Origin of the sequence: Roseomonas haemaphysalidis (assembly GCF_017355405.1) — a bacterium.
GTDB lineage: Bacteria > Pseudomonadota > Alphaproteobacteria > Acetobacterales > Acetobacteraceae > Pseudoroseomonas > Pseudoroseomonas haemaphysalidis.
The window spans coordinates 3,195,796-3,207,706 of sequence record NZ_CP061177.1 but is presented as its reverse complement, the minus strand read 5'-3'; the positions used below and the strand labels follow the sequence as shown (position 1 = coordinate 3,207,706).

Below are 11,911 nucleotides of genomic sequence, written 5' to 3'. Positions count from 1 at the left end.
GGATGGACAGCAACACCTGGTCGGGGATCGCGCTCGTCATTTCGGCGCTGCTGGTGCCCGTGGTGACGAAGTATTCCTCCGGCGGTGCTGCCGCGAAGAAAGACGCGGAGGAAGCTGAGCAGCGTGCTGCGAAAGCAGAGGCAGCGCTGGCTAAGGAGAAGCGCAGCGGCCAGCGTTGGTACGCTGAGTTAGTGCGGGCTGTCGCTGCCGTGAGGCATGAGCGGCAGGGCCGGCTGCAGGATCGGAAGATCTCCGAAATGCCTGACGTCGAGATCGTGCCCGGCTTCTGGCAGCCGCTGGAGCCGCTGGAAACCCTTCAGCAGGTCATCGAGCGCAGCAACGCTGAGCTGCTGAAGGACTGACCGACGCCGGGGCGGCACCCCGGCATCCCGACAATCTGGAGTGAAGCGATGAATGTCGCTCAGATGATCGCGCTCAACTGGCGCGCGATCACCGCCTTTGCCATGGCCTGCGTGCAGCTTTGCACCGCCCTGGGCTGGCTGCCGATCGGCAGCGAGGACACCGCCAACACGCTGATCGGCTCGGCCGGCCTGGTGATCGCCACCATTGCCGGCGGCAGCTACGTGCAGAACATCGCCACCTCGCGCGCCATTACGGCGCAGGCGGGGGCCGTGGTGGCCACCAGTCAGGTGGTCGACCGGGTGGCCGCCGCCTCGCCCAATGCGGCCCTGGCCAGCGTCACCAGCGCCGCCCGTGACGCCGCGTCCGAACTGATCGACCTGGCGGAGCGCCGGCCGCGATGACCTTCCTGCTGTTCGTCAACGCCCTGCGCGCCATGTGGCAGGAGGCCCTTGCGGAGCCGATCGCACCGCCGCCCGCGCAGGCCGCATCGCAGGTGCTGCCTTCCTCGCCCCTGCCAGTGCTCATGCCTCCGGTGCGCCCGCCGCGTGCGGCTGTGCCGGTCTACGCGGTCGGGGATGCCATCCCCGCCGCCACCACCACGACAGCAAGACAGGAGGCCCGTGTGGGCACCAGTGACCGTTTCCGCGAGCTGATCGACGGCGTGCTGGGCCGGGAGGGCGGCTACGCCAATCATCCGGCCGACAAGGGCGGCGAGACGATGTGGGGCGTGACCATCGCCCGCGCCCGAGCCGCCGGTTACCGGGGCAACATGCGCGACATGACCCGAACCGAGGCCGTCGAGATCTACTGCCTCTACTACTGGACGCAGCCGGGGTTCGACCGGATCGAAGATATGGACCCGCAGCTGGCGGAGCGGTTGTTCGATGCTGGAATCAACTGCGGCACCGGCCGGGCCGGCCAATGGCTACAGCGGACCCTGAACGTGATGAACGGGAAGGGCAGCCTCTACGCCGATATGATCGTGGACGGGCAGTGCGGCGCCATCACCCGGGCGGCGCTGGGAAGCTTCATCCAGCGGCGTGGCCAGGAAGGGAAGGCGGTGCTGCGAGAGGCGGTAAAGTCCTTCCAGGCGGCACACTACCTCGGGCTAGCGGAGAGCGACGCCAGCCAGGAAGCGTTCATTTATGGGTGGATGCGGAGCCGGATTCTGGGAATAGGTTAATCATGTCATCGTCATGATGGGCGCGCGCCTCACCTGCTGCCTCCCATAGTGCGCGAACGCTTACTCGTAGACTACGCATCTCCCAATCGTATGCTGTGCTTCGCACCGCTAGGCCAAGGTCGTTTACAAGTTTGATAGCTTCCAACAAGAGAAAATCGATATCTCCATAGTACGCTGGCGGAGGTTTTTCGACAAAATACAGATCATGTGCAATGTTCGAATCTCGATAGTTTCTCAGCCTAGAGATGCATGTTGGCTCGTCGCCATGAAGAGACTCAATATTGCAGATGAAATTTTTTATGCTTTTGTGAAGGGTATCAAGATTCCGGCCAGCCTTAGTCGGCCTATTCAGTGCTCGCTGTTCGAGGTACTCAATCACCCCGGGGGTCGAAAGTGCCTTCTGCGCGGTAAGGAATGAGAGCCTATCTGTACTATGCTTGTCGAAAAGTCTAATCACGGCAATGATCTGATGTTGTAAGAGAACATCTTGGATTAGTGATGCTGCGGGTGCACATGGTGAGCTGTTTACTGCATCAGTAAGCCGACTGGAATCATTTAGAACTTTCCAGGCATTTTGGCATTCGAGGGCTTGCAAGGCAGTGAACCAAGCGCGCCCAATAAATCGATCTAGTTTTTCGATTGCTTCATCAACTGTCCACTCTTCGGGCTTTTTAGCTTTGGCCACAGTGTTACGCCTCCTTGCCGCCAACAGGACCATTGGACGTGCTCGCTACTACCGCTTGTTTCCCCGAGTCCCGCCCAATAGAATCAGCGTGCAGGGGTGCTTTGCCCTGAGTGTCGAGGCATCCTACCGCCGAGACTTTCCCCTGTATTGCTGGACCAGAACTCTGAGCTTTTGGTCCAGAAGGCCGCCCGGTGGAGCAATCCCCGGGCGGTTTTCTCGCTATAACTGGGGCCGCGGTAAGAACCTTATCGATGGGCTCTTTGCCACGCCCTCAAAAAATTCGATGTGCTTTTTGAGCCCAGCATTTACGCGTGCGACCTCCTGAGGAGGGGGATCAGACGCCCTTGTCCAGCTAACGTTTTCCTGAACGATGCGGGCAGGAACGCCTGCGACGGCGCAGGTATGGGGAACGCTGCGTGAGAGGATTGACCCAGCACCAATGATGGCACCGGGGCCCACCATCACATTCTTCAAGACTAGGGAGCGCTGCGCTATCCACGTGTGCGGAAAGATGATCACGGGGTGCGTCGCGAGGGGCTTATTGTTTAAGACCTCCTCGTTTCCAGTAGAGAAAATGGCATGCATGTCTGTTGGTCTCACCATGATTTCAGTGGCCAACATGCAGTCCTCACCGAACAACACTGCATCGCCGGCCCTCCGGAACTCCATAGTGAGGCCGTTAGAGGTGCTATTCCTACCCCAGTAAAATAGTCCGTCGTCGCCGTGGAAACTCGAAATTATAGACGATCGATGGCCCGAGCCATTACCGCAATCGATGACGGTATTGTTCCTACCTGCGAAGTTATAGACCCCACTCAGCCCAGCTGCCTGCGAGAGATACAGGGCGTTGTTCCGGCTGTTTCTGCCCAAATTGATCCGCAGGGATCTGGCATTATCGGGTGCATAAAAGATCGTCAGCCGAGCTTCCGATCCTGCAGTGTTGGTTTCTGCATCGAGCTTGATAGTGAAGCCGGCCTTCAGCGCGAGGGGGAGATCTCGTTCACTGCGAATTTCGAGACATCCAAGATTGCTGGTGTCCGGAAGCTCGAAACCTTCGCATCCGACTACAGCCAGATGGCCGTTCAAACGTCCTAATGGCGAATGCGGTCCTGGCATCGTCCCCCCCCAACGGTTCTATTTCACCATGCTTCCCATGGCGGTGAAGGCGGTTAGTTTAAGGGTATCTTCGTTGATCATCGAAGATAGGTCGAACGGCTCCATCACCAAGTGAAGAGTTTCCGTTGGCCTACGAGCACCTTGCAAAGCGATCCCATGAAGGAGCTGGATGTTAGCAATGCCATCTCTGCGGGCAGTCATCGATATCGTCAGCGTTTTATTCAAAGCGACCTGAGGAACTACCGGACGAATGACGAAGATGGTCTTCTCCCCATCCTTGTCGAAGTAGTTCACGCCGAAATCAGCATCACAGCCTTGGCTGCCTGATTTTAACCGCATCGGCATCGTGGAGTTAGCCAGATCCAGTCCAACGCCAATCAATGTTTCGTTGTCGCCCACTGCGATATCTATGTTGCTTGGCTCCGAGATTTTGATGAAGTCTGCGGTCACGAGGGAATTGCTTCGGCGTTCGCGCACGCCAGGCACGTCAGCAAGATCAGAGAAGCTTATGTAGCGATATTCATTAACTGAGAGAGTCTTACTGCGACGCTGCAGATTTCTCGCGGCCAGCTCTTTGAACTGGACAGCCAGAATTATTCCGAGCGCGTACGCCGCCCAGGGAGCAAGATGATCTGGGTCTCGGAAATAAAAATCTTTGTTGAAGGGCGCCACCTGCCTCAGCCGGGAGAGGTAATGGTAGCCATCAAAATAAGGCACGCCCCGCCTACGCGCGAAATCAATATACAGCTTTCGAGCTAAGCTGCCTCTGTCCAAACCGAGTTGGCAAGGCATGATCAGGATGATCGGAATGCACTTCGTGCCATGAAGGCGTTCGACGATCAGATCGAGCCTGCTCTCAATCTCAAATACTCTGTCGGGGCCGCCCCCTAACATGCTTTCTTCGTTGACGGCAAAATCGAAGACGCAAAAGTCATAATCGTCTGGATTGAACCGAAATAGTGAGAACGGCAATGCGACGGAAGTACTGTGTCCAAGGGAAAAGTTGTCGAACTTGGTGACATAGCCACTTTTCTCAAGCGACCTGACGTAACCCTTAGATCCGATGGAGTTAGAAGTACCGATAACGGCGATTTTCATACCAACGACCCTATCCAACACGCCGCGCAGCAGGCTCCTTCAGGTTTATTGCACCTGCGAGCGAGGCCTGGCCATAGCAGAAAATTTCACCATGCGTATATCGCCTAAGCGTTTACAGCAGCTTGGTGGATAAATTTTCACCGGCTATGCGTTATTAATGCCCGACCTGATCCCCCACCATGTCCCCCGCACCCATGAGCCAGACGACAAGGGCTGGATCGTCACGGAGTACCGGGGCGCCGTGGTGCGGTCATGGCGCTACGCCAACATCCTGCAGATGCCCAGCCATCCCTATGACGGCAAGGAATTCGGTCAGCTTAGCCACGTCCTGGGGCTGATAGACCACTGGCTGGACCACCAAGCGTTGCCACGGCCCTATGTTTGGCCGGTGCCGGACCGGAAAGCTCCAAGGGCTTAATCCCTCTTCGGTATCCGAGCCTCGACCGTCTCCGCCCAGTCCGGCGGACAGAGGACGGCCGGTCCGATCCAGTAGCCATGGACCGACACCACAGCGCCGCGGTGCCCGCACGCTTCACACTTCAGGCGATGCTTGGTCTCGATCACGTCGAGATGTCCCAGACCGCGCTCCACCATGCTCTTGGCCGAGACTTGCTTCCGCCGCAGGCAGCCCTGGCACCTGACCTCGTGCCAGATGCCCTCGGCGGCACAGTCGGCGTAGGTGGCCCAGGAGACGGCGCGGCGGGGTGGATCGGGTGGCATAGCGGGATGCTATGACGCGAACGTAAGGGGAACAATGCTATAGCCTCTATAGACACAAGCGTTTCGGCACGAACGCAGCGATATCAACCGCGTAGATGCATGACGGCATAACTCTTAATCAGTAGGTCCACGGTTCGAGCCCGTGAGCGCCCACCATCTCATTCTTCAAGATCAACGGTTTGATAGATGCCCCGCAAAGGGGCGTTTTGCATTTCAAGGGTGTTTGCAACAGGGTTTTGCATACGTCAGGGGCCCTTTTTCGCCAGCACCACGACCTGGTCGCCCCCGGCCTCTCACTCCTCCGCACTAGTCTCCACAGCCCAAAAAAATCCTCGAAGGCTTCGGCGCATCCTTCGCGAAATCGATTGTGATGAGAAAGTTTGCTTTTTTCGGAGGCGATGGTCTTTCAGTCGAAAAATAGATGTCGCCGCTCATGATGACGCCTCCAGTCTTTGTGCCCCCTATCACAAAAAACATGCCTGTAATCTAGCTTCACCTAAGACAAGATAACGCGTTGTACTTTCGGTCTTGCCCGGCCAACTCAGGTGACGGTCTCACAAGCGGCCTGAGATCTGTGATGGATGGCGACCGGCGCAGCAAAATTTACGGGTAGACTCGCGGCCAGAGCATGGGATGGCATGATAGACTTGGTCACTTGTGCCCTGATTTATCGCGGAGGCTATCAAAGGCCAGAAAGAGCCCTGGCATAATGAGAGGCGCAACCATAAGGCCATAGCTGACCTTCGCCTCCAGCCACGTCACATAGATCCTTAACTGCTGTTTTCCACCAAGCTGGAATGGAACGACGTGACCAGTCGAACGTACCATATGCGTGGGCGAGTGACTGTGCAGGCTCCAATACCACACGATGAAAATAACGGTGAAAGTGACGCATATGGCGGCAGCCACCGCGATCGTGTTGTGCTCGATCCCGCTCTTCAACGGCTTCAGATCGTAGGGGTGTTTTGTGTACCGGGGCGCTTCAGGAGTACTCTGGCCGGTCCATGAAGACGATTGGATGCCGCTGTTGTCTGGATCATCTCTCATCGGTCAACGGTATCACAAAATAGAAGCCACGCCGCCGGCAGGACGAGCGCCCGATGAGCATATGGGGCCACGCCGGACAGCGCGATTGCAGTGGCCGGGAGGGCGTTTCCGTAACGCCCTCCCAGCTGGCGCTTACGCCTTGCGGCGGCGGACCATCGCCAGCCCAGCCAGGCCGGCGCCGAACAGCGCGATGCTCATCGGCTCGGGCACGGAGGTCGGGGTCGAGACGGTCCAGGCACCGCTCACGGCGCAGTTGGCTGCGCTGACCATGCAGGGTGAAATCTCCTGGCCCACAAAGCCATTGGCCGTCGAGCCCGTGCCGGTGAGGCGAGCATCATAGCTGCTGCCATCATAGACGAGGCTGCTGGCGGTCACGTTGCCGAGGCTGTCAAAAGCCAGGGTGAAATTGATCATTCCGGTCACAAAGTTCGGACCGACACCATCACGACCAATGGTCATGCTGATGAAGCGGTTAACATCGCCCCGAAGCGTGGTCTGGTTGCCGTTGGCATCGCCGTTACCGACAATGGAGAAGACGGTCTCAGCGGACGTCAGCACCACTTGGATGTTCAGCGGCACGGGGGCAGCAGCGCCCGACTGAGACGCGCCAGCGAAATTGTAAATCACGGCGGCCTCGGCTGAAGCGAGCGGCGTAGCGGCCAGGGCGGCCATCAGGCCTACAGCGATCATCGACTTCATGGGTATCTCCTCCCGGAATGACTACGGAGGATTGCAAATCCCGTGCCTATACAATTCAGCTAGTTATTTTAGTGTGTTACGCTGTAGTCGCACAACCTATAAACTCAGCCTGTTAAAAAAATGAACGAGAGGTTAGGCAGAAGTGAGCGGCGTGAGACGCCCCGGCATAGGCAATGCGGCTGCCTCTACCTGCCGCATCGCAGAGGGTCGTGTTAAGCCGAGCGTGTTCCTCCTCCGTCAGCGACATGTCCCGCGCGCTTTGGTCCAGTACTTCCCCGACACGTCTGAGGCTGTGCTTGATCTCACTTTCCATGCGCTGCTCCTTCTGGTCGATGCCGCGCTGCGTCATGTCCAGCAGCTCGCGCATCTCGCCCGGCACCCGCGCCTGCCCGGTCGCGATCCGGCTGAGGTGCCGGACGATGGTGTCGAACTGCCGGTCGTCGCCATAGCGCACGAGCAGCCGGCCAGGCTGTGCTGACTCTCGCCTAATTCCCTCAGCTTGGTACGGAACCACGCCACGCCGTCAGGGGTGCCGTGGATTGGGGATTATCAGACATCCTTGCCTCCTGGCTTGGGCCATTCTGCCTTCCAAATTGTGTGGCGGACTTGCGCGCCCCACCTTTAACAGATCGAAGGCTGGAACTGGGAGGTGATGGTTATGCGGACCATTTTGCTGAGCAAGGATACAAGGCGGATAGACGTTCGTTGAGAAATGGCCCCTGTGTCCTGTCAATCAGTATAGTGGATTTGTGAAATATTTGATATGAGGGGAAAGTAATTTCTTAATCGTTACTTAACTGTCGTGTCCGGCTCAGCCCAATAGTTTTCCATGGCATGCTCAATGGCTCGATTAACCTCCTCAGGGACCTGCGTCCCGAGAGCCACTCTTATTTCTTGGCCCACATGCGGCGAAGACTGGACGCAACAGAGCCATCACCACGACCTTTATCGTTTCGTCCACGAAGGTTTCCTCAGCGCTTTTGTGCAGGCCGAACTGCCTGAGTCGTCGTCGAAGGCCGCTTTCGGCAACATTCAGACGGAAGGATTAACCCATATGTGTAACGATGGCGCTACTGTGCGTTTGTCTCTTTTTTGTCGCGAAGTCGAATGGCTTTCCTACTGACAAGAAGGATGGTCAACATGGCGGTCGCTGCGGCGCTGCTTGCGTGGGGTCAGCAACGGTCCGGCTGCCGGTCTTGTTCCGATGCTTGCGGTGAGGCCCGGGCCGGTTGCGGGGCTGAGGAACTGCCTACTCTCAATCAAGAGACTGGACGCCGCGCACTCGGGCCCAGAGTGACTTCATGGGGCGATTGAAGCACTATGATCGAGCGTTTTGCTTCGCAGGCGCAGCCTTGCCGTCATTCCAGGTATATTTCCACAAGCGAGACTTCGGTGTTGGATATGAGATCCATAACCGGCGTGCTCGCATGTCTCCGTAGGCAGGACCGACGTCTTCCTATCGCTGGAGGGAACTGTCGGTTTCTGCGATCTGCTGATCGGCGACCCGCCCCGGAATTAATACCGTTATCATGGACCGGGCCATACAATAACCCGACCTTTCCCCACGTTTTATCTCTGTGCCGTCTCAAATATCGTGACGTTATAATCCGGATGGTTGAAAACCAATCTTGAGCGCCACCGTTGACTGCATCAATCGAGAGGGTGGTCATGAGAATTCTGCTGGCGGAAGATGACCTCTTCACACGCATGGACTTGGCCGAGAGCCTGTCCTCGGCAGGGCATGAGGTGGTGGAAGCCATGAATGGCGATCAGGCCCAGAAGATCCTCGAATATCCCGGCAAGATCGGCATGGTCATCACCGACCTGAACATGCCCGGCAGCAATGGCATCACAGTCGCGACCAAGGCACGGCAGCATTTTCCGGATGTCGCCGTGCTCTTCATCACCAGCCGGGCCGACCTGCTGATTTCCAAGCAGGCGCCGCGTCCCTACAGTTACCTGCAAAAGCCATTTGCCCCCGCACAATTTCTGGCAGCGGTGAAGCTCGCCCTGGCGAAGCAGGACCGCGACACGCAGCACTAGAGCTGCGTCAGGGTCGTCGACGCTTGTGCCGCTGGGGTGAATAGGGCTTCCAGGCCTCGTGCATCACAAGCCGGACGTGCCGGGCACTGATGCGTCCGCCTCAAACGGGCATCGGCAGCCGGATCTGGCTCCGGTGATGCGACGTTCCCCCCGCGATGTCCTGTATCTCGATGTCCAGCACGCCGGCCGGCCATTCGGCGAGATCGCACGACAACCGCCAGCCTGAATACACGAAGCCATATTCAGGAAATGCCGTTTCCAGGTCCGTGCGGCGATGGGCCAGTTCGGCCTGCCCCAGCACCTCGCCCTGGTAGCGCAGCACCACGCGGCTGGCGGGAGGGTCAGACAGCACGAAGCCATGCACCCAGAACGACCGCTTGCCCTCGTCAAAGGCGAAATTGACGCCGAGGCGGAGCGGAAGAGACGGCGTGCCGGCATCGTGCGGCCCGTCGTCGCCGGCCAACGCTTCCAGCACCTGCGCCAGTGCCATGCTGTGATGGAACAGGTCCGGGCCGACGATGTCGCGCAGCACTTGGCGGGCTTGGTCGTCCTCCGTGCGGGCGGCATGCAAGGCGCGCATCACGGCGGGCGTGTCCAGCGAGGCTGCTAGGCCGGGCAGCCCCGGAAAGGTGTCCAGGGCTTCGTCCAGCGGCAGGATGACCAGCGGCTTGCCCAGCGCCAGGGCTTCCACGCCCAGCGTCGAGTAATGCGTGATGACGGCGGAGCACCGGGCCAGGGCGGGGATCGGGTCCTCGGCCTCTACCAGGGTCAGCAGGCGGGGGTCGCGCGGCCTGCGGACCGAGGACCGGTAGGTTCCCTTGGAAACCGGGTGGTTGCGGATGTAGACCGGCAGTCCGGTTTCGCGCTCCAACTCCGCGAGCAGGGCGGCCACGGGCTTGATCGCTTCCGCCCGCGCATCCGTGGCGTAGATCAGGAACGGCTCGCTCGACACGGGCATGCCGGCCAGCCGGTCCAGCTTCGGAAAGCCGACGGCGATGGAGCGGGCGCGCTTGGTGGGTGCCAGGCGCAGCCGGTCGCGTTCGCCGAAGGTCAGGAAAACGTCGCAGGTGTCGTGCAGGTTGGTTTCGCCCCAGCGCTGCACCAGGCCGTGCTGGAAGCCCACCCACAGCCGCCTCCGCGTCAGGCGCCCCTGCAGGTCGGACCGCAGCTGCGCGAACGGCAGCGTGTTCACGGCAAGGACGATGACATCCGGGTTGAACTGCTCGACCCGCTCCGCAAGCTCCTGCAGAAACGGCTCCGACCGGACGGATTCCATATAGGGTTGCGGCGTGGTGAAGGCGTGGCGCAACAGTTGGAAGCGCGGGTTCTGGTCCAGCAGGGGGGATTCGTGGGTCTTGTCGCCGGGCAGCGGGTACAGCAGTGACAACACCCCGTGGCCCCGTGCCTGCAGTTCATCCGGTGCGGAGCCGAGGTTTTCCAGCGAGCGGAGCGTGGTGCCAATGAACAGGAACTTCATGCCGCCATACCTCGCCAAGCCGCTGCCGCAGAGTGCTGGCAGAAGCCCGATGCCGCAACCGGCGCGGGATATGCTTCCGGCCAGGCAACGGCCGAACGTGGCGCCGGCACCCGCCGGCGGGCCGCGCGCCGGCCGCCGCAGCACTGCCACCCCCGTGCCGCGCCCCATGTTGTCGCGATGCCGGATGCTGGTCCCGGCGGCGGTTCTGCTCCTGGGCCTGCTGCCGCTCGCCGCGCGGGCGCAGGGCCAGGAACAGGCGGTGGGCGAGGCGCGCTTCACCTTGCCGGCGGGGTGGACGGGCGTGCCACAGCAGAACGGCATGTGGCAGGGGCGTCGCGATTTCGGGGGCGGGCAGCGCCGGGGTGGCACGGCGCTGGTGCAGGTGTCGCGCCTGATTCCGCGTGCCGCGGGCACGGCGGATGCGGTGTTCAGCCGCCTGGCGGGCACGATCCCCGAGCTGGCCAACAAGCGCCCCACCACCCAGGGCCGCGGCATGACCGCCAATGGGCATCCCATCCGCTTTGACAGCCGCTGCTGCGCCCGCCGCGGCGAGGTCAGCATCGGTTCCGACACGGTGGCGATCGATGATGGGGCCGGCACGCACGTCCTGTCGCTGATCAGTCTCAACCTGCGTGGTGACGACGCCCGCGCGGCCCGCGCGGATTTCGATGCGATCGTCCGCTCCTACCGCCCCCGCCCGGGAGACCATGCTTTTGCCTTGCAGCCCCCGGCCGGCGCGGGCGGGCTGGACGGCGTGTTCAGCCACCTGTCCACGGGGCTGCGGCCCAATGCCTTCGGCGGCACCGATTTCGTCGCCGACATGGAGGTGCTGGTGTTCGACCGCGGCGGGCTGTTCAGCCGCGCCATTCCCGCCAGTGGCGACGGCATCGCCACCCATTGCCAGGCCAAGCCCACGGATTGCGGCACCTACCAGCTGTCGGGCGGCGGCATCCTGGGCGGGGGGGAGCGCATCGAGATGCGCGAGGTCGGCCCCCGCTACGGCATCCTGGACAGCGAAACCAAGCCGCTGCGGCGCGAAGCCACCGGCCTGCGCATCGGCGACACGCTGCATGCCCAGGTGCCGCCGCTGCCCGCGAACACGCGCTTCGACGGCACCTGGCGGTATTTCTTCGCGTCCTCCGGCAGCACCGCCTTCGCGTCCGGCAGCCTGTCCTCGGAACGGCTGCTGACATTGACGCCGGACGGGCGGTTCCGCCGCACCGGGTTCGCCGGGGCCAGCAGCACCAGCTCCGCCGGCGGCGGCACCGCCGGCGTCACCACGGGGCGCCGCCGGCCGGCGGAAAGCGGCCGCTACGACGCCGCCGGCTTTCGCCTGACGCTGCGCGGCGACGATGGGGCGCAGGAGGTGCTCAGCCTGTTCCGCCCCGGCGGCGAGACCGACGACAAGCTGCTGGTGATCGATGGCAACAATTATCTGAAGCGCGACCCCGCCGGGGCGCGGCGGTGAGGGCGCGCCCGG

At 60.9% G+C, this 11,911-nt stretch carries 13 protein-coding genes; 6 read left to right on the top strand and 7 right to left on the bottom strand.

Annotated features, from left to right (window positions below):
* The first annotated feature begins 2 nt into the window (after nucleotides 1–2).
* The 3 genes from IAI59_RS14885 to IAI59_RS14875 are packed head-to-tail and all read left to right on the top strand — an operon-like array spanning nucleotide 3 to nucleotide 1,546.
* A complete protein-coding gene (locus tag IAI59_RS14885; RefSeq protein ID WP_207415549.1) occupies nucleotides 3–362 on the top strand; it encodes a hypothetical protein in 360 nt (119 codons plus the stop codon).
* Nucleotides 363–410: 48 nt separating this feature from the next.
* Nucleotides 411–764 (top strand): hypothetical protein, encoded by a 354-nt coding sequence (locus IAI59_RS14880; protein WP_207415550.1) that lies wholly within the window; start codon nucleotides 411–413, stop codon nucleotides 762–764.
* Nucleotides 761–1,546 carry a glycoside hydrolase family 108 protein gene (locus IAI59_RS14875; protein WP_207415551.1) on the top strand — a complete coding sequence of 262 codons (786 nt, stop codon included), beginning with the start codon at nucleotides 761–763 and terminating at the stop codon, nucleotides 1,544–1,546. Before IAI59_RS14880 ends, IAI59_RS14875 begins: the two co-directional genes overlap by 4 nt.
* Here IAI59_RS14875 and IAI59_RS14870 read toward each other — a convergent pair.
* The 3 genes from IAI59_RS14870 to IAI59_RS14860 form a co-directional block, all read right to left on the bottom strand.
* Complete coding sequence (locus IAI59_RS14870) at nucleotides 1,503–2,231, bottom strand: AbiU2 domain-containing protein (RefSeq protein ID WP_207415552.1); 729 nt, start codon at nucleotides 2,229–2,231, stop codon at nucleotides 1,503–1,505. The genes IAI59_RS14875 and IAI59_RS14870 overlap by 44 nt on opposite strands.
* Nucleotides 2,232–2,450: 219 nt before the next feature.
* Nucleotides 2,451–3,317, bottom strand: coding sequence for an LbetaH domain-containing protein (locus IAI59_RS14865; RefSeq protein ID WP_207415553.1), 867 nt, complete (start codon nucleotides 3,315–3,317; stop codon nucleotides 2,451–2,453).
* Between the two features lie 48 nt (nucleotides 3,318–3,365).
* Entirely contained in the window at nucleotides 3,366–4,445 is a 1,080-nt protein-coding gene (locus IAI59_RS14860) for a hypothetical protein (RefSeq protein ID WP_207415554.1), read from the bottom strand.
* Between the two features lie 157 nt (nucleotides 4,446–4,602).
* On the opposite strand from IAI59_RS14860, the gene IAI59_RS14855 reads away from it, so the two are divergent.
* Nucleotides 4,603–4,863, top strand: coding sequence for a hypothetical protein (locus IAI59_RS14855; RefSeq protein WP_207415555.1), 261 nt, complete (start codon nucleotides 4,603–4,605; stop codon nucleotides 4,861–4,863).
* Nucleotides 4,864–5,816: 953 nt separating this feature from the next.
* Here IAI59_RS14855 and IAI59_RS14850 read toward each other — a convergent pair.
* The 3 genes from IAI59_RS14850 to IAI59_RS14840 form a co-directional block, all read right to left on the bottom strand.
* Complete coding sequence (locus IAI59_RS14850; protein ID WP_207415556.1) at nucleotides 5,817–6,212, bottom strand: hypothetical protein; 396 nt, start codon at nucleotides 6,210–6,212, stop codon at nucleotides 5,817–5,819.
* Nucleotides 6,213–6,344: 132 nt separating this feature from the next.
* Entirely contained in the window at nucleotides 6,345–6,911 is a 567-nt protein-coding gene (locus IAI59_RS14845; protein ID WP_207415557.1) for a PEP-CTERM sorting domain-containing protein, read from the bottom strand.
* A gap of 112 nt (nucleotides 6,912–7,023) precedes the next feature.
* Nucleotides 7,024–7,365 (bottom strand): hypothetical protein, encoded by a 342-nt coding sequence (locus IAI59_RS14840; protein WP_207415558.1) that lies wholly within the window; start codon nucleotides 7,363–7,365, stop codon nucleotides 7,024–7,026.
* 1,214 nt (nucleotides 7,366–8,579) lie between these two features.
* Here IAI59_RS14840 and IAI59_RS14835 point away from each other — a divergent pair.
* Nucleotides 8,580–8,954, top strand: a complete 375-nt coding sequence (locus IAI59_RS14835; protein WP_207415559.1) for a response regulator — start codon at nucleotides 8,580–8,582, stop codon at nucleotides 8,952–8,954.
* Between the two features lie 100 nt (nucleotides 8,955–9,054).
* On the opposite strand, the gene IAI59_RS14830 is transcribed toward IAI59_RS14835, so the two are convergent.
* Nucleotides 9,055–10,431, bottom strand: a complete 1,377-nt coding sequence (locus tag IAI59_RS14830; protein ID WP_207415560.1) for a hypothetical protein — start codon at nucleotides 10,429–10,431, stop codon at nucleotides 9,055–9,057.
* Between the two features lie 97 nt (nucleotides 10,432–10,528).
* Here IAI59_RS14830 and IAI59_RS14825 point away from each other — a divergent pair, with 97 nt between their 5' ends.
* Entirely contained in the window at nucleotides 10,529–11,899 is a 1,371-nt protein-coding gene (locus tag IAI59_RS14825) for a hypothetical protein (RefSeq protein WP_207415561.1), read from the top strand.
* Nucleotides 11,900–11,911 lie beyond the last annotated feature (12 nt).